The organism is Bradyrhizobium sp. WU425 (assembly GCF_021052305.1).
Classification (GTDB): domain Bacteria; phylum Pseudomonadota; class Alphaproteobacteria; order Rhizobiales; family Xanthobacteraceae; genus Bradyrhizobium; species Bradyrhizobium canariense_D.
On the sequence record NZ_CP088089.1, the window covers coordinates 5,892,783 to 5,914,319 of the forward strand.

Genomic DNA, 21,537 nt, shown 5'->3' on the forward strand with positions numbered 1-21,537 from the left:
TTTCGACACGCAACCGACTCGAACGCGACTATTGGTTTACGCGGCGGCTTGGGCGAGCCGGCTCATTTCCTGCGTGACCAGCTCACGATAGGGCCCGTGGCCCTGCATCAGACGCTCGGGCGACCCGTCCTCGATGATCTTACCACCCCTCAACACGACCACGCGATCGAAATTGCGCAGAGTCGCGAGGCGATGCGCGATCGCGATGACCGTCCGGCCGCGCATCAGCCGCGACAACGCCTCGCGGATCGCCTCCTCGGATTCGCTGTCGAGCGCGGCGGTCGCCTCGTCCAGCAGCAGGATCGGCGCGTCCTTCAGGAAGGCGCGCGCGATTGCGATGCGCTGGCGCTGGCCGCCGGACATCTTGACGCCGCGGTCGCCGACCATGGTGTCGAGACCACCAGGCAGACTCTCGACGAAATCGCAGCGCGCCGCAATGGCTGCGCGCAGCACCTCGTCGTCGGTCGCGTTCGGGCGACCATAGCGGATATTCTCGCGAATCGAGCGGTGGAACAAGGAAATGTCCTGCGGCACGACCGAGATGGCCTCGCGCAGGCTCAGCTGCGTCACCTTGGAAATGTCCTGGCCGTCGATGGTGATACTTCCCTCGTCGGTATCGTAGAAGCGCTGGAGCAGCGTGAACAGCGTCGACTTGCCGCCGCCGGACTGGCCGACCAGGCCGACGCGCTGGCCGGGTTGCAGCCGCAGGCTGAAGCGCTCGAAGATCTTTTCGCCGCCGGGATAGCCGAAGGTGACATTGTTGAACGCGATCGCGGCGCCGCTCTTCACCAGCGGCTCGGCCTCGGGGTGGTCGCGCAATTCATGCGGCACCAGCAGTGTGGCGATCGCCTCGGTCAGCCGCGCAACGTGCTGGGTGACGTCGACCAGCGCCACCGCGAGATCGCGCGTCGCGTTCAGTATGGAGAGACCGAGGGTGCAGACCAGCACGACGTCGCCGGTCGTTGCCCTGCCGTCCTGCCAGAGCATGATCGCCCAGGCCATCAGGGCGATCGTGAGCACGACTGTGACGCCGGCATGGATAAGCCGCAGCTTCTCCAGATAGCGCAGGCTGCGGCCGCGCGCGGTGAGCTCCCGGTTCACGGTCGCGTCGAACCGCTCATGCTCGTGCCCGATGCCGCAGAAGGCGCGCACCAGCGGCATGTTGCTGATGACGTCGATCATCTCGCCGTCGACGACGGCGGCTTTGTCGGCGAAGTCGTCATGCAGAGGTTTCCCTGCGGCCGCAAGGCGGAACATCGCAAGCACCATGCCGCCGGCAATCACCATCAGGCCGAGTGCCATGTAAGGGCTGACGGTTCCAATCAGCGCGATGGCCGCAACTGTTGCGATGCACGGCGGCAACACATTCCAGACGAACATGTTTTCGACCGTGAACACCGCATTGGACGTCGCCGTGATGCGGCTCGTCAGCATGCCGGGCATCCGGTCGGAGAAGTAGCTCGGCGCGTGGCCGGTCAGATGACGAAATATGTCACGGCGTAAATCACCCGTGACACGGACGAAGGTGAAGCTGGCGGTCCAGCTCGCGATCCGCCAAAGGAAATTATCGGCGGCGATCAACGTCATGAGGAAAATGAATGCCAGCCATACGCTCCCACCATGCGAAGCGCCGGCCGACAAGCTGTCGACCAGGGATTTGACGCCATACTGAGTGCCTACTGAGCAGGCAACGGCCGCCACCACAGCGGTCAGGATCACGAGATGCGACGCGAGCCGACGCCGAAGATAGCGCAAAACAAAGGCAAACGGCCGGTGCGCATACCCAGAAAGATGATCCATGTGACTATTGACCCCGTCGTGATGATTCAAACTTTTGTTGTTAGCCGACTGAACATCGACCACTTCGCCTCGGTTCCCGGGCAACGCCATCACGACATGCGGATGCGGGCGTTCTGCGAAGATGTGATGGCAGCATCGCGACAGGCGTCCGACGTGTCGAATAAGTAACGTTCGGAAGGAGGAACTTCGCAAGTGCGGGAACGTTCCCTTGTCTGGCGTGCCGGTGCTGAACAGGCGGGGGCTTTCTACAATCATGATCGCACAGAGGAGATGGTGAGATGCGCATCGCGCAGGTAGCTCCGTTGACGGAGGCTGTTCCACCCAAGCTGTATGGCGGCACCGAGCGGGTGGTGCATTGGTTGACGGAAGAGCTGGTGGCCCTTGGGCACGACGTAACGCTGTTCGCCAGCGGCGACTCGCAGACCTCGGCGAAGCTGGACGCGTTATGGCCCCGGGCGCTCCGCCTCGACGGTTCCGTGCGCGATCCCAATGCGCTGCACATGGTGATGCTGGAGCGGGTGCGGCAGAAATGTGACGACGAGGAGTTCGACTTCCTCCACTTCCATCTCGATTATTATCCGTGGTCGCTGTTCTACCGGCAGCCGACACCGTTCCTGACCACGCTGCACGGCCGGCTCGACCTGCCGGAGCATCAACCGGTCTTCAACACCTTCTCGAAGGTCCCCGTCATCTCGATCTCGAACGCGCAGCGCCGGCCGGTGCCGCAGGCGAACTGGGTGAGGACGATCCACCACGGCCTGCCGGAGAACCTGCTGACGCCGAAGCCGGCGAAACAGGAATACCTCGCCGTGCTTGGCCGCATCGCACCGGAAAAGGGCGTCGACCGCGCCATCAAGATCGCGACGCATTGTGGCATTCCGCTCAAGATCGCCGCCAAGGTTGATCGTGCCGACCAGGATTACTATGACGAGCTGATCCGGCCGATGATCGAGAACAATCCGCTGGTGGAATTCATCGGCGAGATCAGCGATCACGAGAAGTCGGACTTTTTGAGCGGCGCGCTGGGCTTATTGCTCCCGATCGACTGGCCGGAGCCGTTTGGCCTGGTGATGATCGAGGCCATGGCTTGCGGAACGCCGGTCATCGCCTTCAACCGCGGCTCAGTGCCGGAGATCATCGACGAGGGCCTCACCGGCTTCGTCGTCGAGGACGTCCTCAGCGCGGCCGGCGTCGTCGGCCGCCTGCAGCAACTCGACCGCTCCGTCATTCGCAAGCAGTTCGAGACGCGTTTCACGGCGCGTCGCATGGCGCTGGATTATCTCGCGGCCTATCGCAGCCTCGGCGAGGAACAGGCGCCGCGGATCAAGCTGGTGAGCAGCGCGGAGTAGCCACTGTCATGCCCCGCGTAGGCGGGGCATCCAGTACGCCGCGGCAGCAGTTTGCTCACGCAACTCCCGCCGCGGAGTACTGGATCGTCCGGTCAAGCCGGATGATGACAGTAGGAACGCGGTGACGGCTGCCCTACCTCACCACGGCCCGCTTCGGCTCGACGATCTCGAACATGCGCGGGAATTCGTCCATCAGGCCCATCAGCTCGGCGAGGCGCATCGGGTTGCCGGCGAATTTGACCTTGCCGGCGGCCACGGCCTCCGGGAAGCTGGTCAGTTTTGCGATCACCTCGTCGAGCGTCGACCGCGCCAGCGTGAAGCTGGCATCGGCATTGTGCGCCTGCATGCCCTCTGTGTAAGTCAGCGCGCAGTTCTCCAGATTGAGCACGAAGGTCTCGCCGGTGTCGGAGAAGCTCCAGTTCAGCACGATGTGCTTTCCTTCCGCCTTTGGTCCGTTCAGGCGGATGCCGAGCACGTCCCAGAGCTGTGAGGTGCGCAGCGCCGCCAGCGTCTCGCGCGGCATCGGCGGGCGCGCCGGCACCTTCGGCATGCCCTGGCGCAATTCCTGCGCGCCGAACAGATAGGCATTGCGCCAGGTCGCGCTTTCAGCAGCGTAGCCGAGCTGCTCCAGCGTATCCGCCAGCAATGCACGCGCCGCCGCGTTGTCCGGCTGGGCAAAGACGAGATGGCCGAGCGCCTGCGCCACGAAGCGGAATTCGCCCTTGTCGAAATCGGCACGCGCCCGCGCGAGGATGGCGTCGGCGCCGCCCATGTACTCGACGTATTTCTTGCCCGACTCAACCGGGGGCAAAGGATCGAGATTGACCGGATTGGCGTCGTACCAGCCCAGATATTTTTGATAGATCGCCTTCACATTGTGCCGGATGTGGCCGTAATAGCCGCGGCCGTGCCAGGCGCCCTCCAGGCTCTTGGGCAGCTGGATCGTTTCAGCGATCTCGGCCGCGGTGAGGCCGTGGTTCATCAGGCGGATGGTCTGGTCATGCGCGAATTTGTAGAGGTCGCGCTGCTGCCGGATCATCGTGCCGATGCGTTCGTGTCCCCACACCGGCCAGTGATGCTGGCCGCACATCGCCTCCGCCTTGCCATCCCAGAGCTGCAAGGCCTCGCCCAGATATTTCGACCAGGCCAGCGCGTCGCGCACATCGGCGCCGCGGAACGGCAGCAGATTGTGGAAATTGTGGGTGCAGTTCTCGGCGAGGTTCAACAGCTTGTAGCGCGGGATGAAGAAATGCATCTCCGCCGGCGCTTCGCTGTTCGGCGCCATCTGGAATTCGAATTCAACGCCGTCGATTACGCGCCGGTCGCCGGTCGCCATGATCAGGTCAGTCGGTCGCAGCAGCGCCACCGAACCTGCCGCCATCGACTTGCCGAGGCCGCAATCGACCTGCCCGCGCGCGCCCTTGGCGAGGAGCGGCCCGAACTGGTACTGCGCCCGGCGCAGCATCGCAGGTCCCGCGATGATGTTCTCGGAGACGGCATGCTCCATGAACAAGTTCGGCGCGATGATCGGCACGCGGCCGCTCGCGAGTGCATCCTCCTCCAGCACGCCGCGCGCACCACCCCAATGGTCGGTGTGGGTATGGGTGAAGATCACGGCCGCGACCGGCCGCTGGCCACGATGCCTGTAGTAGAGATCGAGCGCGGCGCGCGCGCCCTCGATCGAGGTCAGGGTGTCGACGACGATGACGCCGCTGTGGCCTTCGATCAGCGTCATGTTGGCAATGTCGAGCCCCCGCACCTGGTACACGCCGGGCACGACCTCGAAAAGGCCGTGCTGCATGTTGAGCCGCGACTGCCGCCACAGGCTCGGATTGACCGTGGTCGGCGCCTGCTCGGCGGCAAGAAAGGCGTACGGCTCGAGGCTCCAGACCGTCCGCCCTTGCGGATTGGTGATCTCCGCGTTCTCGATCGTGCCGAGGAAGCCGCGCGCGGCGTCGTCGAAATCGCGCGTGTCGGAAAACGGCAGTGCATTCAGCATCGCCGTTTGCTGCGCGATGACGGACGGCGTTGCGCCCTTCGGCTCGTTGCTGGACGTGTCCGTCATCTCGATCTCCTCCCCGCCTGTTGCGCGGCATCTAACCGCATCCCGCGGCCGATTGCCATGACGGGAGGGCGCAGCAATGCGTAGCCCCGCGCCCACAGGTGGAGAGAAGCAGCGTGTTCGCGGGCTACATGCCCAACAGCCTCGGCAGCCACAGCGACAGGCCGGGCCAATAGGTCACGACCACCAGGAATCCCAACATCGTCAGCAGCCATGGCCACACCGCGACCGTGAGCTCGGTGATACCCATCTTGGCGATGCCTGAGGCCACGTAGAGATTGAGGCCGACCGGCGGATGGCACAGCCCGACCTCCATGTTGACCGTCATCAGGATGCCGAAATGGATCGGATCGATGCCGAGCTTGATCGCAACCGGAAACAGGATCGGCGCCATGATCAGGATGATCGAGGATGGCTCCATCACGTTGCCGGCTAATAGCAGCAGGAGATTGACGACGAGGAGGAAGCCGATCCAGCCGAGGCCCTGGTCGATCATCCATTGCGCGAGCGCTTGCGGCACGTTCTCGTAAGTCATCAGGAACGAGAACAAGACGGCGTTGGTGATGATGTAGAGCAGCATCGCTGAAAGATTTGCCGACGACAGCAGCACCCGCGGCACGTCTCGCAGCTTCAGATCCTTGTAGATGAACACTGCGACGATGAAGGCGTACACCGCGCTGACGGCGGCAGCTTCGGTCGGTGTGAACAGGCCGCTGTAGATGCCACCGATCACGATCACGATCAGCAGGATACCCCAGATCGACTTGCGGAACGCATCCAAGCGTTCGTAGAGGGTTGCTTTCGGCATCCTCGGATAGTCGTTACGCCAGGCCCGGTAGAACGTCGTGGCGCCAAGCAGCATGGCGAGCACCATTCCCGGCACGATGCCGGCGATGAACAGCTTGCCGACGGAGGTGTTGGTGGAGACGGCAAACAGCACCATTGGAATCGACGGTGGAATGAGAATTCCCAGCGAGCCGGAGGTCGTGATCACGCCCGCCCCGAACTTCTTGGGAAATCCCTGCGCGACCATCGCGGGCAGGATCACCGATCCGATCGCCACCACGGTGGCCGGCGACGAGCCGGAAATCGCGGCGAACAGCGCGCAGGCGACCACGCCCGAGAGCGCAAGGCCTCCGTACCAATGGCCGACCAGCGAAGTCGCGAACGTGATCATCCGGCGCGCCACGCCGCCATGGGTCAGGAAGTTGCCGGCAAGGATGAAGAACGGGATCGCCATGATCTCGAAGCTCTCGATGCCGGTAAACAGCTTCAGCGCCACCGATTCCGTCCGTACGTCGGTCAACGTGAACATGAAGCTGAGCACGGTCAGGCCGAGCGCGATGGAGATCGGCATGCCCGTGAGCATCAACGACAGCAGAAGGCCGAAAACCACGGCGACACGCAGGCCCTGCGGCATCGTGATCACGTGCGCCGAATGGGCGAAGCACACGGCGACGATCAGGACCGGCAACAACATCAGGACCCAGCCGAGCGGGCTGCGTTCGTCGCGGACGACCTGACTGCGCGTGACCGGGGCCGGATGGACCGGGTCTATTTCGACGCCCTCGACGCCTGCCATGTCGTGATGCGGCAGTTCGCCGGTGCGATAGAACGACCAGGCGACCTGCAGGAAGCGGAAGCACATCAGCCCGGAGCCGAGCGGGATGGTGAGATACACCAGCCACATCGGTGCTTCCAAGTCGTTGGATTGCTGGCCGGTCTGCCACATCTGGCCGACGAACGCGGCCCCGAAATAGCACACGATGGCAGTGAAAAGGGCGCCGCACATCAGGCCGAACGTGATGACGCGGCGGCGCGATCCGCCGGGAAGGACATTGACCAGGACGTCGACGCCTACATGGATGCCGGTGCGCACCCCGTAGGCCGCACCGAACTTCGCCATCCAGATGAACATGTAAATGCAGAGTTCCTGCGCCCAGGACAAGTCGAGAGCGGCAAGCCAGACGAACGCCGCTCGCGCGGGCGCGGCCAGCAAGGACAGATTGCGCGCCTCCGCCCATTTGGCGATGTCGATCGACAGCCCGGCGCCATATCGGTGCAGCACGGCAACGAAGATGAGCAATGTCGCGGCCGCGATCATCGTCGCGATCAGCCATTCCTCGAGATGATCGAGCACACGATTCAATGCACGCAGCAACTTGGTCCCCTCAGCTTGGCTCATCATTCAAGAGCAACGGCCGGGAGTGCGATCACCCCCGACCGTTCATGGTTGTTCTTCCAGCGCGCCGGCGTCAGTTCATCTTGACGTCGAGTTCCTTGGCGAGGAGATCGAGCACCTCCTGCCCGACCCGCCCCTTTGCCCATTTGTAGGTCGGCTGCATCGCCTCCTGCCACGCCTTGCGATCGGCGTCAGTCAGATAATGCAGCGTGGTCTTGCCCGTCTTCTTGATCTCGGCCAGCGCATCCTCGTTTTCCTGACGCGCGATCGAATTGGTGTAGTCGGTCGCCTCGTTCATCGCCTTCTCGAGTTGGGCGCGGATATCGGGCGGCAGGCCGGACCAGAATTTCGAATTGACGATGACGGCATATTGCAGGTGCGCGTGATAGGACACCGTGATGTCCTTCTGCACCTCGTAGAACTTCTGAGTCAGGTAATTGGACGCGGTATTCTCGCAGCCGTCGACCACGCCCGTCTGCAAAGCCTGGTAGACTTCGGAAAACGCCATTATCTGAGGGATCGAACCCATGATACGGAGATATTGGTCGGCGACCTTCGATCCGGAGATGCGGAATTTGAGACCCTGGAAATCGGTCGGCTTTATCAGGGCACGGTTGGCGGAGAGCATGTGGAAGCCGTTGTCCCAATAAGCGAGCCCGGTGATGCCCTTGGTCTCGAGCTTATCGAACAGCCACTTGCCGATCGTGCCCTTCATCGCGTTGGAATAGGTTTGATCGTCCTTGAACAACCAAGGCAGGTCGAGCGCCTCGAACTCCTTGATACCGAGCGGTGCGAACTTCGCGGTCGAGGGGGCGAGCATGTGCACCGAGCCAAGCTGCAGCGCCTCGATCTCCTCCTTGTCCTTGTACAGCGTGGAGTTCGGGTAGATTTCGACCTTGACCTTGCCGTCGGTGTACTTCTCCGCAAGTTCCTTGAACTTCAGGGCGCCCTTGCCCTTGGGAGTATCGTTGGCGACGACGTGGCTGAATTTGATGACGATCGGGCTCTGGGCCTCGGCAACGGCGGGCCCCACGAGAACAGCTGCGGCGGCGACCGCAAGAAGCAGCTTGCGCATGAACGAACCTCCCAACAACCTCTAAAACCGGGTCTTTTTTGTTTTCCGATTTCAGTACTGACAGCAATCCGCCACCCGAACAACTAGACCTAAGCCCAATTTGCCGCAGCCAAGCAACCTTCAAGCTATCTTGGCCGCTGCTGAATGCGCAACCCGGCACCTGCTGCCGCTCCCGGAAACGAGCGCTTATGTCGCATTGCGGCAGTGCGATCAGCCGTTGCGCTGGGCGACCATGAACAGACGCCGGAACGGAAACAGCGTCTGTCCCGCGGCGTTCTTCGGATAGGCTTTCGCGACCCGCATCCCATAGGCGGCTTCGAACGCGGCCTTCTCGTCGCCCTGCAAGATGTCGAGATAGCGCGTCAGCCAGGTCCCCTTGGTCCACTCCTTCACGGGATTCTCGCCTTCCAGCACCTGCAGATATTCGGTCTCCCAGATGTCGATATTGGCCGACATCGGAGCAAGAAGACCGTGATAATAGGCCGGCGCTTCGACCGGCGGCGGCGTGACGAGATGCTCGACCTTGGACCGCCAGGGACCGTTCAGCGCGGTCTCGCCGATCAGCACATGCGAGGGCGCCAGAAAGTTGCGCGGCATCTGCACAGCGAGCATTCCGCCGGGCGTCACCTTCTCCATGATCGACGGAAACAGGGCCGCATGATTTGGCAGCCAGTGCAGCGCGGCATTGGAGTAGACGACGTCATATTGCTTCGTCGGACGCCAGTGGCCGAGATCCTCGTGTGACCATTCCACGTCCGGCGCCGCCTTGCGGCCGGCGGCGACCATCTCGGCCGAACCCTCGACACCGGTCACCGTCGCGTCCGGCCAACGCTCCTTGATCAGCTTGGTGACGTTGCCGGCGCCGGCGCCGAGATCGGCAATCGCACGCGGACCAGAATCCGGGATCCGCATCAAGAGGTCGACGGCGGGCCGGAGCCGGTGGCCGGAGAATTTCAGATATTGCTGCGGATCCCAGACCATCGCTCGGCGCCTTTTCTTTTTCGTGTTCCCTTCAACGCGGCTCTTGGTTACCACTGCTCCTCCCGGTCGGGCAAATCAGGCTGACGGGGACAGGGCAGGAAAACGAACAGAAGAACGAACAGCCCAGCGACAAGCAGAAAAGCGAACAAGAGGGCGTGTCACCATGGATCTCGGGCTCAAATCGAAAACCGCCGTCGTCACCGGAGCGAGCGTCGGCATCGGCCGTGCCATCGCCAAGGGCTTGGCTGCCGAAGGCGTGCGCGTCGTCGGCGTGGCACGGCGCACCGACCTGCTCGCCGAGCTGGTAACGGAAGTCGGCTCCGGTCTGATCACGCCATTCGAGCAGGACGTGATGGCCAAGGACGCGGCCGAGAAGATTTCGGCGTTCGCGCTCAAAGAGCTCGGCCATGTCGACATCCTGATCAACAATGCCGGCGGAAGCCGCCCCCTCCCCGTCGATGCGCCTGACAGCCAATGGGACGAGGCGATCGCGCTGAATTTCACCAGCTACCGCCGCATCGCGCATGCGCTGCTGCCGCAGATGATCGAGCGCAAATGGGGCCGCATCGTCAACATCACCGGCAAGTCCGAGCCGGAAGGCCTCAACGCCGCGTTTGCCGCCAAAGCCGCCGTGCACGCCTGGGCCAAAGGCCTGTCGCGCGAGATCGGCGAGCACGGCATCACCATCAACTGCATCCCGCCCGGCCGCATCATGAGCGAACAGATCCGCCGCAACTACGCGCCTGATTATCGCGAGCGCTTCGCGGAAGAAGAGATCCCGGTCGGCTATTGGGGCGAGCCGGAAGACCTCGCCGCGCTCGCGGTGTTCCTGGCATCACCCGTGGCGCGCTACATCACGGGCACGGTGATCCCGGTGGATGGGGGGTTGCGGAGGTATCAGTTCTAGAACCGATTGGACTTCGTAGGATGGGTAGAGCGCAGCGAAACCCATCGACAGCATACGACGTGAACCTGATGGGTTTCGCAAGTGCTCTACCCATCCTACGGCCTACCGCCTTACTCATGCAGCAGCGTTTGCCAGTCCGGAGGCACCGCGCCGTCCGGTCCGGGCACCGGCTGATCCAACGGATGCGCGTGAGGACCTTGAAGCTTCGGGCCGGCGAAAGCCTCTCCCGTGCGATAGTCGTAAAACCATCGTTCGCCCGGCTCGAAGCTCGTGATGATCGGATGACCTGTCGCCGCGCTGTGTTTCGTTGCGTGCTGATTTGGTGACGCATCACAGCAGCCGATGTGACCGCATTCGACACATCTGCGAAGGTGAAACCACCACCCGCCCGCAGCCGAGCATTCCACGCACCCCGTTCCGCTTGGTTTGGCCGCGAGATTGATGCCACCTAGGTCAGCTCACTGAAATTGCCCGCAGCCACCACCGATGCATTCACGCCGCGATCTCCGCCACGATCGCATTTTGCCAGTGTTTTGCCCGACGGGTCAACGTCATGGCAGCGGCGAATGCCGCCGCTGCGCGGTTCGGAAATCCCTTATTAATCAAGGGGCCTTCTACTGTGCATGGGGTTGTTTTCGCGCTTTTTTGTTTTGAGCCCTTAAAAAAAACAAGGCCCCGCATAACCACTCACCCGGCCTGCAGGATTTCCGCAATCGCCGCCCCCGCGGCGATCGTGCCGAGCTTTCCGCCGACATCGCGCGTTGCCCTGCCCTCGCCGATCGCTTTTGCCACCGCCGCCTCGATCGCACGTGCGGCTTCCTCGTAGCGCACCGCGCCGCTATTCTCGCCGTGCCATCCGAGCAGCAGGGCCGTGGACAGGATCAGCGAGACTGGATTGGCAACATCCTGTCCGGCTATGTCAGGCGCCGAGCCATGCGCGGCCTGCGCCATGGCGAAGCTGTCGCCGACATTGAGCGAGCCGCCGAGACCGAGGCTGCCGGAGAGTTCGGCGGTGAGATCGGACAGGATGTCGCCAAACATGTTGGTGGCGACGATGACGTCGAAGCGGTCGGGGTTGCGCACCACATGCGCCATCATGGCGTCGATGAGGATGTCGTCGATCCCAAGGCCGGGATAGGCCTTCGCCGTCTCGCGGCAGATCTCGAGGAACATGCCGTCACCGAGCTTGAGCACATTGGCCTTGTGCACGATGGTGAGATGCTTGCGCCGCTTCATCGCCAGCCGGCACGCCGCGTGCGCGATGCGCTCGCAGCACAGGCGCGTGATCCGGCGCAGCGAGATCACGACGTCAGGCGTGACCAGCATCTCGCCATTGCCCTGCTCCATGTTGCGGTCGGCGTAAAACCCTTCTGTGTTCTCGCGCACCACGACGAGGTCGAAATCGCCCACCCGGCCGGACCGCCCCGCATAGGTGCGTGCGGGCCTGACATTGGCGTAGAGGTCGAGGTTCTTGCGAAAATATCGCGACGGGTTGATCTCGCCATGGGCCTCGTCCTTGAAGTCGAAGGTCGCGGTCGGCCCGAGGATCAGGCCGTCGGCGGCGCGGACGATGTCGAGCAGCTCGGGGCGCACCGTCGTGCCAAATTGTTTGAGGCTCGCATGCCCGACCGCGTGCTCCTCCAGCTGCAGATTGAGCTGGAAGCGTTCGGAGGCCGCGCGCAACACGCCTGATGTCGCGGCCGTGATCTCGGGCCCGATGCCGTCACCGGGCAAAACGACGATGTGCATGGCGGTCCCCTGACATTGCAGCAGTTCGCGCGATCATACGCCGGCGCGCAGGTTCATCGCCCAGCCTTCGCGCATACACAGCATGCAAGCATATGCCTGTGGAAGGCGGCCGCGCCGTAGTACATGCCGAGTCCCCTGGAGCCGGCCGCCGGAGCAACGCGCTAACGCAATGACAATCACGTTACCCGCCGGCGCGCGCGAGCCCGACCACACCATTTCCGACGGCCTTCCAGCCGCACAGCGGCGCTGGGCCATTGCCGCGATCTTCACCGCGCTGGCGATGGCGTCGCTCGACACCGCGATCGCCAACATCGCGCTGCCCGCCATTGCCGGCGACCTGCATGTGAGCCCGGAGCAATCGGTCTGGGTGGTCAACGTCTACCAGATCGCGCTGGTGGCGACGTTGCTGCCGTTGGGAGCACTCGGCGAGATCGTCGGGCACCAGCGCATCTATCTCGGCGGCCTGATCCTGTTCACCATCGCCTCGCTGTTCTGCGCGGTGGCCTGGTCGCTGGAGAGCCTGCTGGTTGCGCGCACGCTGCAAGGGTTAGGTGCGAGCGGCATCATGAGCGTCAACACGGCGCTGGTGCGCTTCGTCTATCCCGGCCGGATGCTCGGCCGCGGCTTCGGCCACAACGCGCTGGTGGTCGCGACCGCCTTCACCTTTGGTCCCTCGATCGCTTCCGCTATCCTCGCGCTCGGCCCGTGGCCATGGCTGTTCGCCGTCAACATCCCGTTCGGCCTCGTCGCGATCGGCATCGGATTTGCGATGCTGCCGAAGACGCCGCGCGCCGATCACGGCTTTGACTTTCTCGGCGCGGCCTTGGCGTCGGCCTGTCTCGGGCTGTTCATCACGGGCATCGGCAGTGCCGCGCACAATCTCTCACCGGTTGTCGTGGGCATCGAGCTGGTCACGGCCCTGGTGCTCGGCTTCATCCTGACGCGCCGCCATGCCGACCATCCGGCGCCGATGCTGCCGATCGACCTGTTCAGCCGGCCAATGTTCGCGCTGTCGGCCGCGACGGCCGTGTGCTCGTTCGCGGTGCAGGGCCTCGCCTTCGTCTCGCTGCCGTTCTATTTCGAAGACGTGCTGGGGCGTTCGCAGGTCGAGACCGGCTTCTTCATGACGCCATGGCCGCTGGTGGTCGGCATCATGGCGCCGATCGCCGGGCGCCTCTCCGACCGGCACGCGGTCGGATTGCTCGGCGGCATCGGGCTCGTGCTGCTCGGCCTCGGCATGGCGCTGCTGGCGATGCTGCCGGCCAATCCTGCGATTCCCGACATTATCTGGCGGATGGTGATCTGCGGCATGGGATTCGGCTTCTTCCAGGCGCCGAACATGAAAGCGGTGATGTCGAGCGCGCCGCCGCATCGCAGCGGCAGCGCCTCCGGCATCGTCGCCACCGCGCGCCTGACGGGGCAGACGACAGGGGCGGCGCTGGCCGCGCTCTGCTTCTCGCTGGCCGGTCACGACGGCGCAGTCGTGGCATTGGCACTCGGCGCCGGCTTCGCCGTACTCGGCAGCGTGATGAGCTTTTTGCGGCTGGCGGTGGAGTAGACGGTCAAGCCAGATGTCGGGCCGCCGTCACCTCGACTGTCGCGGCCGGAATGACAGTCTCCTCGTCGAGCGCAGCGAGGCGCTCATCGATGGCAGCGATGACCTTGCGCGAGAACGGCCCGAGATGCGCATAGGCAGCGATCATCTGCACGGCGATCCGCGCCGATGTTGTGTCGCGCTTGGCGCAGTTCATGAAGGTCTGCCACAGCGGCCCGCGCGCCTCGGGAAGGGCTGTGACCACCTTGTGCACCGTTTCCATCGCGCCGATCCGGGCACGGATATCGCCTTCCGCGAGCTCCTGGCGCTGGCGAGAGCGGTCGAGCAGCGTCATCAGTCGGTCGATACGCCTTGCATAGGCGGCCGGGCTGTAGATGTGCTCCAGCACGCGCTTGTAGTCCGTCAGAATGTCGCGCAATGGACGCACCGGATCGAAGTTGATCCCGGCGGTGCACTGATCCGCGCCGATGGTCGGCGCCAAGTCATGGCCCGGATGCAACCGCCCTTCGCGCTCCAGGCGGCGCGTCAGCTGCGTGTTCGGCAAGGCATAGAGCAGGCCGACCATGCTGACCGGGATCGCCGCCTCTTCGATGAAGTCGATCATGGCATCCGCCATCGAGAGCTTCTCATTGTCGAAGCCGACGATGAAACCCGCGGTGACGAGCATGCCCGCGGCGTAGATCTTGTGGATGCTCTCGGCGATGTTGCGCCGCGTGTTCTGCTTCTTCCGCATGGCGACCAGCGTCGCCGGATCCGGACTTTCGATACCGACGAAGATGGCGAAGAAATTCGCCTGGCCCATCAGGTTCAGGAGCTCGGGATCGTCGGCCAGATTGACCGAGGCCTCAGTCGACAATTCAAAGGGATAGCCGTGAGCACGTTGCCATTCGGCCAGCTGGGGCAGGAACAGCCGCAACGACTTCTTGTTGCCGATGAAATTGTCGTCGACGAAGTCGAGATGGCCGCGGTAGCCCATGGCATAGAGCCTGTCGAGCTCGACCAGCATTTGCTCGTTCGTCTTGGTTCGCGGCACCCGGCCATAGAGCTCGATGATATCGCAGAACTCGCAGGTGAACGGGCAGCCGCGGGAATACTGCACACCGAGATAAAGGTAGTCCTCGAACTTCAGCAGATCGAAGCGCGGAACCGGCGTCTTGGTGACGTCGGCCTGGAATTTCGGCGCAATGAAGACGCCGGAGCGTGCGCCACTGTCCCAGGCCGCGACGAATTCGTGGAGAACGCTTTCGGCCTCTCCGAGCACCTGGAAGTCGGCCCTCTCATAGATATGGGGGCTCGAGGTGGGATCGGGACCGCCCACGACCACCGGCTTGCCCGCGGCACGGCAAATTTCGATCAGGCGCAGCGTGTCGGCCTGCTGCGGCATCATTCCGCCGGTGAAGACGACGTCGGCCCAGGAAAGATCCTCGTCGCTGAAGGATTCCGTGTTGCAATCGATCAGCCGGACCGTCCAGCTCTCGGGCAGCATCGCGGCAACGGTGATCAGCCCCAAAGGGGCCGCGGGCCGCTTCACACCCAACACTTTGCAGGATTCGCCAAAGCTCCAGAAGGACTCTGCCGAGAACAGCGGATAGAGCATCAGGACTTTGCAAGGCTGCGGTACGTTCATGGAACCCCTTTTTGGCTGATTCCACTGTAGCAGAGCATTCTCGACTTGCACCCTGCCAAAAGGGACAAACTGTCGCTCTCGGTTCCGGGGGCGTCGGCGCGGAAGCCAGTAGACGTCGCTCCAAGCCGTGCCGCGGGCGCCCGGGGAAGGAATCCCCGCCGGTTACCCCTCGGACTATTGATTTGAACGTTTCCAATTTGCCGGACACATTGCGCCGCTGAGTCCAGTCGGTGGATTGGGCCAATCAGGGGACTGCGATGGCAAACCTAACAATCAACGGAAAAACCTTCACGCTCGACGTCGAGCCGGATACGCCCCTGCTCTGGGCGATCCGCGAGAATGCCGGCCTCACCGGCACCAAATATGGCTGCGGCATTGCACAATGCGGCGCCTGCACCGTTCACATCGACGGCGTCGCCACCCGCTCCTGCGGGGTTTCGGTCGGCGAAGCCGCAGGCAAGAAGATCACGACCATCGAAGGGCTCGCCTCCGGCAACGCGCTGCACAAGGTGCAGGAAGCCTGGATTGCCCAGGACGTTCCGCAATGCGGCTATTGCCAGAGCGGCATGATCATGGCGGTGGCGGCGCTGCTGAGCGAGAAGCCGAAGCCGACCGACGCCGACATCGACGAGGCCATCACCAATATCTGCCGCTGCGGCACCTTCCAGCAGGTGCGCGAAGCGATCCACACGATCGCAAGCGCGTAAGGAGCCGCCACATGAACAAGCATGTCTCTCCCAGGATGAACCGCCGTGCCTTCGTCATCGGCACCGCCGCGGTCGGCGCAGGTCTCGCAATCGGCCTCGATATCCCCTTCGGCGGTCCCGCCGTGGTCCGCGCGGCCGACGGCTCCCCGGAGATCGGCGCCTGGGTCGTGGTCAGGCCCGACGACACCGTCGTCATCCGCATCGCCCGCTCCGAAATGGGCCAGGGCTCCCTCACGGGCCTTGCCCAGCTCGTCGCCGAGGAACTCGAATGCGACTGGTCGAAGGTCTCGACCGAATATCCGACACCGGGCCAGAGCGTCGCCCGCAAGCGCGTCTGGGGCGATTTCTCGACCGGCGGCAGCCGCGGCATCCGCTCTTCGCAAGACTATGTCCGCAAGGGCGGTGCCACCGCACGCGTGATGCTGATCCAGGCCGCCGCCGAGGCGTGGAAAGTGCCGGCGTCCGAATGCACGGCCGCCAACAGCGTCATTACCCACACGCCGTCCGGCAAGACCACGACCTACGGCAAGGTCGCCGAGGCCGCGGCCAAGCGGACGCCGCCGGCCGAGGTCAAGCTGAAGGACCCCAAGGACTGGAAGCTGATCGGCAAGGGCGTGAAGCGGCTGGACACCGCCGAGAAGACCACCGGCACCATGGTCTACGGCATCGACGTCAAGCTGCCGGGCATGCTGAACGCCGCGATCAAGGATTGCCCGGTGTTCGGCGGCAAGCTGAAAAGCTATGACGAAGCCAAGATCACCGGCATGAAAGGAGTCAAGAAGGTCGTCGAGGTCGGCGACACCGCGGTCGCCGTCGTTGCCGACACCTGGTGGCACGCCAAGACCGCACTGGAGGCGCTGCCGATCGTCTGGGACGAGGGCGACAACGCCAAGGTCTCGAGCGAGTCGATCGCGAAATGGCTGACCGAGGGCCTCGACAACGGGCAGCCGGCCTATGTCGGCAACAAGAACGGCGACGCGAAGGCGGCGATTGCCGGTGCCGCCAAGAAAATCGAGGCCGTCTACAGCTATCCCTACCAGAACCACGCCACCATGGAGCCAATGAACGCCACGGCGCTCTACACGGCGGACAAATGCGAGGTCTGGTGCGGCACGCAGAATGGCGAGGCAGCCTTCGCGGCCACGTTGGAAGCGTCGGGCCTGCCGGCGGAGAAGTGCGACGTGCACAAGGTGATGCCGGGCGGCGGCTTCGGCCGGCGCGGCCAGACCGACTATGTCCGCCAGGCCGTCTTGATCGCCAAGGAGATGCCGGGCACGCCGATCAAGCTGTTGTGGTCGCGCGAAGAGGACATGGCGCACGGCAGATATCACCCGATCACCCAGTGCAAGATGACCGGCGCGTTCGATGCCGACAACAATCTGGTCGCGCTGCACTACCGCCTGTCCGGGCAATCGATCCTGTTCTCGCTCCGCCCCGAAGCGCTGCAGAACGGCATGGATCCGGCCGCATTCCAGGGCGTCGCCCAGTCCGGCGAAGCCGCGTTCGGTTACTCCGTGCCGAACCTCCTGGTCGAGCATGCGATGCGCAACCCGCACGTTCCGCCGGGCTTCTGGCGCGGCGTCAACGTCAATCACAACGCGATCTACATGGAATGCTTCATGGACGAGCTGGCCCAGGCCGCAGGCCAGGACCCGCTCGAATTCCGCCGCAAGCTGATGGGCAATCACCCCAAGCATCTGGCGGTGCTCAATGCCGTGGCCGAGAAGATCGGCTGGAGCACTCCGGCGCCACAGGGCATCTATCGCGGCATCGCGCAGGTGATGGGCTATGGCAGCTATGTCGCCGGCGCTGCCGAAATCTCGGTGACCGACGGCAACAAGATCAAGGTGCATCGCATCGTCGCCTCCACCGATCCCGGCTACGTCGTCAATCCGGCCCAGGTGGAGCGGCAGATCGCGGGGTCCTTCGTCTATGGCCTCTCCGCGCTGTTCTACGGCGGCTGCACCGTCAAGGACGGCAAGATCGAGCAGACCAACTTCGACACCTACAATTCGATGCGCATCAACGAGATGCCGAAGGTGGAGTCGGTGATGGTGCCGAGCGGCGGGTTCTGGGGCGGTGTCGGCGAGCCGACCATCGGCGTCGCGGCGCCGGCGGTGCTCAATGCGTACTTCGCGGCGACGGGCAAACGCATCCGTTCGGTGCCGCTGCGCGACCAGAACATCACCTTCGCCTGAGAAACGCCGCGGCGGCCGCAACCGCCGCCGCGGCACACTTTCCGGACAAGACTCATGAATGCGCCGGTGACACGGCGGGATGCCGTCCTCAGCATCGCCGCCGCGGCCACATCATTCGCCACCCCTACGATCCTGCGCGCGCAATCGGCGGGCCGCGTCGTCGTGGTCGGCGGCGGCTTCGGTGGTGCGGCGTGCGCCCGCGCGCTGAAGCGCGCGCGGGCAAACTTGCAAGTCATCCTGATCGAACCCAGTACCGTCTTCACTTCCTGCCCGTTCAGCAACGAGGTGATCGCGGGTCTGCGCGAGATCGACGTGCAGCAGTTTGGCTATGACAAGGTCGCCGCCGAAGGCGTCACGGTGATCAGCCAAGCCGTAACCACGATCGAGCCGCAGCTGCGCAGCGTCGTGACGGCCGATGGCGTTGCGCTGCCCTATGATCGTCTCGTCCTCTCTCCCGGCATCGACTTCCATTTCGAGGCTCTGCCCGGCTACGACGACGCCACATCAGAAAAGATGCCGCATGCCTGGAAGGCCGGTGCGCAGACGCTATTGCTGCGTGGGCAGCTGGAGGCCATGCCGGACGGCGGCACTGTCGCCATTGCCATCCCCGCCAATCCCTCGCGCTGTCCGCCGGCGCCTTACGAGCGAGCCAGCCTGATCGCGCATTACCTGAAAACGACGAAGCCGCGTTCAAAGGTCTTGATTCTCGATGCCAAGGACACTTTCTCCCAGCAGCGGCTGTTCGAGAAGGCGTGGAAGGAGCTTTACGGTGACATGATCGAACGCATCGCTCTGTCGCAAGGCGGCCGCGTGACCTCGGTCGATCCTGGGACCAGGACCGTCGTCACCGAATTCGGCAATTACACCCCCGACGTCGCCAACGTCATCCCGCCGCAGCGTGCCGGACGCATCGCTGAGGTCGCGGGCGCGGCGGATGCGACCGGCTGGTGCCCGATCGATCCCGTTACCTTCGAATCGAAACTTGTCCCGAACATCCACGTCATCGGCGATGCCTGCCTCGGCGGGGGCATTCCCAAATCGGCATCCGCGGCAAGCGCACAGGGCAAGGCCTGCGCTTCCGCGATCGTGAACCTCCTTGCCGGCCGCGCACCAGAAACGCCGCGACTGACAGGCGTGTGCTACAACATTGTCGCACCCGGCTACGGCTTTTCACTCGCGGGCAATTACCAGCCCAGGGGCGACATCTTCGCCGAGGTCGAGGGCGGAGCGACCAGCCCGGCCGATGCGCCGCGCGAATTGCGCGCCCGCGAGGCGACTGAAGCCGAGCGCTGGTTTCGAGCCATCACGGCGGACACCTTTGGCTAGAGCATTGGTCCATATCGCAGCGCTCATCGCCAGTTGCGCGTTCGCCTGCCATGCGGGAGCCGAGGAGCTCCGGCACTACAACGTCGCCGGCGACGGCATCGCGGAATCGCTCACCGGCGCGCCCGGCGATGCCGCGCGCGGGCGCGCGCTGGTGCTGGCGCGCACGACGACCTGCATCCTCTGCCATTCCGGTCCGTTCCCGGAGACCCGGTTCCAGGGCGACCTCGCGCCCGACCTCTCGGGTGCGGGGAACCGCTGGACGATGAGCCAGTTGCGGCTTCGACTGGTCGATGCGGCGCGCTTCAACGCGGAGACCATCATGCCGTCCTATTATCGCACCGACCACCTCGTGCGGGTCGGGCGAAATTTCGTCGGCAAACCGATATTGTCCGCCGCCGAGATCGAGGACATCGTGGCTTTTCTCGCAACGCTTCGGGACTAGGACTGTTCATGCCAACCACGCGACGCCAATTCCTGAATCTTGCCGGAAGCGTGACGTTCGCCGGGGCGATCCCGATGGTCACGCTGCGGCCGCTCGAGGCGACACCGGCGATGCTCACTGCCGCGATCCGCAACGTCGTCGGCGAAGCACCTGTCCGCACCGGCAAGGTGAAGCTCGACATTCCGCCGCTGGTCGAGAACGGCAACACGGTGCCGCTGACCGTGAGCGTCGCGAGCCCGATGACGGCGGGCGACTACGTCAAGAGCATCCACGTCTTCAACGAGAAGAACCCGCAGCCGAACATCGGCAATTTCTATCTCGGCCCCTCGTCCGGCCGCGCCCAAATCTCGACCCGGATTCGGCTCGCCGACACCCAGAAGGTGGTGGCGATCGCGCGTCTTTCCGACGACACGTTCTGGCAGGTCACGGCCGAGATCGTGGTGACGCTGGCCGCCTGCACCGAGGAGATGAATTGATGGCCGCGCTCATCAACGTTCCGCCGAAAGCCAGGCGCGGCGAAATCATCGAGATCCGCACGTTGACCTCGCACATCATGGAGACGGGCTTCCGCCATACCGCGGACGGCGCGCTGGTGCCGCGCGACATCATCACGAGTTTCACGTGCCGCTACAACGGCACCGAGATTTTTCGCGCCGATCTCTTTCCGGCGATAGCAGCCAATCCCTATCTGTCGTTTTTCACGGTCGCGAAGCAGAGCGGTAAGTTCGAGTTCGAGTGGATCGGCGACAACGGCTATTCGTCCAGCGCATCGGCGTCGATCACGGTCGAATGAGTTTTTGGCGCGCGATATCGGCCGCGGCGCTCCTCGCCACGGTCCCTGCCCTGCTCGCCGGCGAGATTGCGCCGGACGCGCGCCGCTCCGGCTATTCGTTCATGGGGCCCGACACGCGCGCGATGCAGGATGACGACACCTCAAATCCCGGCATGCTGTTCGTGCTCGACGGCGAGGCGTTATGGACGAAGAGGACCGGCAGCGCCGACAAGGCCTGCGTGGATTGCCATGGCGATGCACGCGGCAGCATGAAAGGCGTCGCGGCGCGCTATCCGGCCTTCGACAAGGCGCTGGCGCGCCCCGTCACGCTCGACCAGCGCATCAATCTGTGCCGCAGCAATCATCAGCAGGCGAGGCCGCTCCCCTACGAGAGCCGCGATTTGCTGGCCCTGTCCGCCTTCGTCGCGCACCAATCGCGCGGCACCGCGATCACCGCGGGCGACGATCCGCAACTGAAGCCATTCGTCGAACAGGGCCGCGCCCTCTTCATGCAGCGCGAAGGCCAGCTCAATCTTGCCTGCACCAATTGCCACGACGACAATTTCAACAAGCGGCTTGCCGGCGCGCCGGTCACGCAAGGACAGCCGACCGGCTATCCGCTTTATCGCCTGGAATGGCAGACGCTGGGATCGCTGGAGCGGCGGCTACGCAGTTGCATGACGGGTGTCCGCGCCCAGGCCTATGATTTCGGCGCGCCCGAGTTGGTCGCGCTCGAACTCTATCTGATGTCGCGAGCGCATGGCTTGCCGATGGAGACGCCGGCCGTGCGGCCCTGAATTCCGCA

The 21,537-nt window shown here is 64.0% G+C and carries 19 protein-coding genes and 1 pseudogene; 11 read left to right on the forward strand and 9 right to left on the reverse strand.

Features of this window, described 5'->3' with window-relative positions; translation table 11 throughout:
- Nucleotides 1-36: 36 nt before the first annotated feature.
- A complete protein-coding gene (locus BcanWU425_RS28500) occupies nt 37-1,800 on the reverse strand; it encodes an ABC transporter ATP-binding protein (protein WP_026233312.1) in 1,764 nt (587 codons plus the stop codon).
- Between BcanWU425_RS28500 and BcanWU425_RS28505 the strand changes: the two genes are divergently transcribed.
- A complete protein-coding gene (locus BcanWU425_RS28505; protein ID WP_018457144.1) occupies nt 1,723-1,968 on the forward strand; it encodes a hypothetical protein in 246 nt (81 codons plus the stop codon). The two genes, BcanWU425_RS28500 and BcanWU425_RS28505, sit on opposite strands and share 78 nt — an antisense overlap.
- Before the next feature lie 110 nt (nt 1,969-2,078).
- Nucleotides 2,079-3,149, forward strand: coding sequence for a glycosyltransferase family 4 protein (locus BcanWU425_RS28510; protein WP_018457145.1), 1,071 nt, complete (start codon nt 2,079-2,081; stop codon nt 3,147-3,149).
- A 133-nt stretch (nt 3,150-3,282) separates the two neighbouring features.
- Here BcanWU425_RS28510 and BcanWU425_RS28515 read toward each other — a convergent pair whose 3' ends face one another.
- The 5 genes and pseudogenes from BcanWU425_RS28515 to BcanWU425_RS28535 all read right to left on the reverse strand — a co-directional run bounded on the left by BcanWU425_RS28515 (nt 3,283) and on the right by BcanWU425_RS28535 (nt 9,449).
- Entirely contained in the window at nt 3,283-5,214 is a 1,932-nt protein-coding gene (locus tag BcanWU425_RS28515) for an alkyl/aryl-sulfatase (protein WP_204510562.1), read from the reverse strand.
- A 124-nt stretch (nt 5,215-5,338) separates the two neighbouring features.
- Entirely contained in the window at nt 5,339-6,631 is a 1,293-nt protein-coding gene (locus BcanWU425_RS28520; protein ID WP_409363702.1) for a TRAP transporter large permease, read from the reverse strand.
- Between the two features lie 255 nt (nt 6,632-6,886).
- Nucleotides 6,887-7,399: pseudogene (locus BcanWU425_RS37590) on the reverse strand (TRAP transporter small permease); the annotation flags it as partial.
- Between the two features lie 67 nt (nt 7,400-7,466).
- Nucleotides 7,467-8,468 carry a DctP family TRAP transporter solute-binding subunit gene (locus BcanWU425_RS28530; RefSeq protein ID WP_018457148.1) on the reverse strand — a complete coding sequence of 334 codons (1,002 nt, stop codon included), beginning with the start codon at nt 8,466-8,468 and terminating at the stop codon, nt 7,467-7,469.
- Between the two features lie 210 nt (nt 8,469-8,678).
- Nucleotides 8,679-9,449 (reverse strand): methyltransferase domain-containing protein, encoded by a 771-nt coding sequence (locus BcanWU425_RS28535; protein WP_018457149.1) that lies wholly within the window; start codon nt 9,447-9,449, stop codon nt 8,679-8,681.
- Between the two features lie 163 nt (nt 9,450-9,612).
- On the opposite strand from BcanWU425_RS28535, the gene BcanWU425_RS28540 reads away from it, so the two are divergent.
- Nucleotides 9,613-10,356: an SDR family NAD(P)-dependent oxidoreductase gene (locus tag BcanWU425_RS28540; protein ID WP_085352088.1), complete on the forward strand. Its 744-nt coding sequence runs from the start codon at nt 9,613-9,615 to the stop codon at nt 10,354-10,356.
- 110 nt (nt 10,357-10,466) lie between these two features.
- Here BcanWU425_RS28540 and BcanWU425_RS28545 read toward each other — a convergent pair whose 3' ends face one another.
- Nucleotides 10,467-10,763, reverse strand: a complete 297-nt coding sequence (locus tag BcanWU425_RS28545; protein WP_231188744.1) for a UBP-type zinc finger domain-containing protein — start codon at nt 10,761-10,763, stop codon at nt 10,467-10,469.
- Between the two features lie 280 nt (nt 10,764-11,043).
- Nucleotides 11,044-12,105, reverse strand: coding sequence for an isocitrate/isopropylmalate dehydrogenase family protein (locus BcanWU425_RS28550; RefSeq protein ID WP_204510560.1), 1,062 nt, complete (start codon nt 12,103-12,105; stop codon nt 11,044-11,046).
- 169 nt (nt 12,106-12,274) lie between these two features.
- On the opposite strand from BcanWU425_RS28550, the gene BcanWU425_RS28555 reads away from it, so the two are divergent.
- Nucleotides 12,275-13,663: an MFS transporter gene (locus BcanWU425_RS28555; RefSeq protein ID WP_085362235.1), complete on the forward strand. Its 1,389-nt coding sequence runs from the start codon at nt 12,275-12,277 to the stop codon at nt 13,661-13,663.
- Between the two features lie 4 nt (nt 13,664-13,667).
- Here the strand turns inward: BcanWU425_RS28555 and BcanWU425_RS28560 are convergent, their stop codons facing one another.
- The gene (locus tag BcanWU425_RS28560; RefSeq protein ID WP_018457153.1) at nt 13,668-15,287 is read right to left on the reverse strand and encodes a B12-binding domain-containing radical SAM protein; all 1,620 of its coding nucleotides are present in this window, start codon (nt 15,285-15,287) and stop codon (nt 13,668-13,670) included.
- Nucleotides 15,288-15,544: 257 nt separating this feature from the next.
- On the opposite strand from BcanWU425_RS28560, the gene BcanWU425_RS28565 reads away from it, so the two are divergent.
- Genes BcanWU425_RS28565 through soxA form a run of 7 tightly spaced genes read left to right on the forward strand, consistent with a single transcriptional unit; the run spans nt 15,545 to nt 21,529 of the window.
- Nucleotides 15,545-15,994: a (2Fe-2S)-binding protein gene (locus BcanWU425_RS28565; protein ID WP_007594050.1), complete on the forward strand. Its 450-nt coding sequence runs from the start codon at nt 15,545-15,547 to the stop codon at nt 15,992-15,994.
- A gap of 11 nt (nt 15,995-16,005) precedes the next feature.
- Nucleotides 16,006-18,192, forward strand: coding sequence for a xanthine dehydrogenase family protein molybdopterin-binding subunit (locus BcanWU425_RS28570; RefSeq protein WP_204510559.1), 2,187 nt, complete (start codon nt 16,006-16,008; stop codon nt 18,190-18,192).
- A gap of 54 nt (nt 18,193-18,246) precedes the next feature.
- Nucleotides 18,247-19,518: an NAD(P)/FAD-dependent oxidoreductase gene (locus tag BcanWU425_RS28575; protein WP_204510558.1), complete on the forward strand. Its 1,272-nt coding sequence runs from the start codon at nt 18,247-18,249 to the stop codon at nt 19,516-19,518.
- The gene (gene soxX, locus BcanWU425_RS28580; protein WP_204510557.1) at nt 19,511-19,960 is read left to right on the forward strand and encodes a sulfur oxidation c-type cytochrome SoxX; all 450 of its coding nucleotides are present in this window, start codon (nt 19,511-19,513) and stop codon (nt 19,958-19,960) included. The genes BcanWU425_RS28575 and soxX overlap by 8 nt, the downstream gene beginning before the upstream one ends.
- A gap of 8 nt (nt 19,961-19,968) precedes the next feature.
- Complete coding sequence (locus BcanWU425_RS28585) at nt 19,969-20,436, forward strand: SoxY-related AACIE arm protein (protein WP_204510556.1); 468 nt, start codon at nt 19,969-19,971, stop codon at nt 20,434-20,436.
- The gene (soxZ, locus tag BcanWU425_RS28590; RefSeq protein ID WP_204510555.1) at nt 20,436-20,753 is read left to right on the forward strand and encodes a thiosulfate oxidation carrier complex protein SoxZ; all 318 of its coding nucleotides are present in this window, start codon (nt 20,436-20,438) and stop codon (nt 20,751-20,753) included. Before BcanWU425_RS28585 ends, soxZ begins: the two co-directional genes overlap by 1 nt.
- The gene (gene soxA / locus BcanWU425_RS28595; protein WP_204510554.1) at nt 20,750-21,529 is read left to right on the forward strand and encodes a sulfur oxidation c-type cytochrome SoxA; all 780 of its coding nucleotides are present in this window, start codon (nt 20,750-20,752) and stop codon (nt 21,527-21,529) included. Before soxZ ends, soxA begins: the two co-directional genes overlap by 4 nt.
- Nucleotides 21,530-21,537: the final 8 nt, after the last annotated feature.

What these genes read in the sequence shown, in the direction of transcription:
- soxZ (WP_204510555.1), top strand. Translation starts at nt 20,436, where the DNA reads ATGGCCGCGCTCATCAACGTTCCGCCGAAAGCCAGGCGCGGCGAAATC.
- BcanWU425_RS28500 (WP_026233312.1), bottom strand. Translation starts at nt 1,800, where the DNA reads ATGGATCATCTTTCTGGGTATGCGCACCGGCCGTTTGCCTTTGTTTTG.
- soxA (WP_204510554.1), top strand. Translation starts at nt 20,750, where the DNA reads ATGAGTTTTTGGCGCGCGATATCGGCCGCGGCGCTCCTCGCCACGGTC.
- BcanWU425_RS28555 (WP_085362235.1), top strand. Translation starts at nt 12,275, where the DNA reads ATGACAATCACGTTACCCGCCGGCGCGCGCGAGCCCGACCACACCATT.
- BcanWU425_RS28515 (WP_204510562.1), bottom strand. Translation starts at nt 5,214, where the DNA reads ATGACGGACACGTCCAGCAACGAGCCGAAGGGCGCAACGCCGTCCGTC.
- BcanWU425_RS28575 (WP_204510558.1), top strand. Translation starts at nt 18,247, where the DNA reads ATGAATGCGCCGGTGACACGGCGGGATGCCGTCCTCAGCATCGCCGCC.
- BcanWU425_RS28560 (WP_018457153.1), bottom strand. Translation starts at nt 15,287, where the DNA reads ATGAACGTACCGCAGCCTTGCAAAGTCCTGATGCTCTATCCGCTGTTC.
- BcanWU425_RS28510 (WP_018457145.1), top strand. Translation starts at nt 2,079, where the DNA reads ATGCGCATCGCGCAGGTAGCTCCGTTGACGGAGGCTGTTCCACCCAAG.
- BcanWU425_RS28535 (WP_018457149.1), bottom strand. Translation starts at nt 9,449, where the DNA reads ATGGTCTGGGATCCGCAGCAATATCTGAAATTCTCCGGCCACCGGCTC.
- BcanWU425_RS28520 (WP_409363702.1), bottom strand. Translation starts at nt 6,631, where the DNA reads ATGCCGCAGGGCCTGCGTGTCGCCGTGGTTTTCGGCCTTCTGCTGTCG.
- BcanWU425_RS28570 (WP_204510559.1), top strand. Translation starts at nt 16,006, where the DNA reads ATGAACAAGCATGTCTCTCCCAGGATGAACCGCCGTGCCTTCGTCATC.
- BcanWU425_RS28550 (WP_204510560.1), bottom strand. Translation starts at nt 12,105, where the DNA reads ATGCACATCGTCGTTTTGCCCGGTGACGGCATCGGGCCCGAGATCACG.
- BcanWU425_RS28540 (WP_085352088.1), top strand. Translation starts at nt 9,613, where the DNA reads ATGGATCTCGGGCTCAAATCGAAAACCGCCGTCGTCACCGGAGCGAGC.
- BcanWU425_RS28565 (WP_007594050.1), top strand. Translation starts at nt 15,545, where the DNA reads ATGGCAAACCTAACAATCAACGGAAAAACCTTCACGCTCGACGTCGAG.
- BcanWU425_RS28585 (WP_204510556.1), top strand. Translation starts at nt 19,969, where the DNA reads ATGCCAACCACGCGACGCCAATTCCTGAATCTTGCCGGAAGCGTGACG.
- BcanWU425_RS28505 (WP_018457144.1), top strand. Translation starts at nt 1,723, where the DNA reads ATGCGACGCGAGCCGACGCCGAAGATAGCGCAAAACAAAGGCAAACGG.
- BcanWU425_RS28530 (WP_018457148.1), bottom strand. Translation starts at nt 8,468, where the DNA reads ATGCGCAAGCTGCTTCTTGCGGTCGCCGCCGCAGCTGTTCTCGTGGGG.